This window comes from Pseudomonas sp. F01002 (assembly GCF_004402115.1).
In the GTDB taxonomy this organism is placed as follows: Bacteria; Pseudomonadota; Gammaproteobacteria; order Pseudomonadales; family Pseudomonadaceae; genus Aquipseudomonas; species Aquipseudomonas frigoris.
In genome coordinates this window covers 355-659 of the sequence record NZ_SOPU01000009.1, presented here as the reverse complement: position 1 = coordinate 659, position 305 = coordinate 355, and the positions used below count along the sequence as shown (strand labels likewise).

General features: G+C 59.0%; 1 protein-coding gene. It reads right to left on the bottom strand.

Translation table 11 applies throughout. From position 1 onward, the window contains the following. Window positions 1–305: reverse transcriptase domain-containing protein (locus E3W21_RS31685; protein WP_256661526.1), on the bottom strand; the 305-nt coding region annotated here is incomplete at both ends.

The following is a 305-nucleotide window of genomic DNA, read 5'->3' as shown; positions in this document are numbered from 1 at the left end:
TGCTTGCCACCCAGCGTTTGACCTCGCCTTGAGCTGACAGCCAAAAGCCATAGCCCAGAAACTTGCGGCCAAACGCACTGGCAATCGCGCTCTTGCTCTCGTTCACTTGCAGCCTAAGTCGATCATAAAGGCGACGGAGCACTGCCATTACCCGCTGACCGGCCTTGAGGCTGTGTACGTAAACATTCGCATCGTCCGCGTACCTGACGAAGCAATGGCCTCGTCGCTCTAGCTCCTTGTCCACCTCGTCCAGCAATACATTGGCCAGCAACGGCGACAGGGGGCCGCCTTGCGGCGTCCCTCGT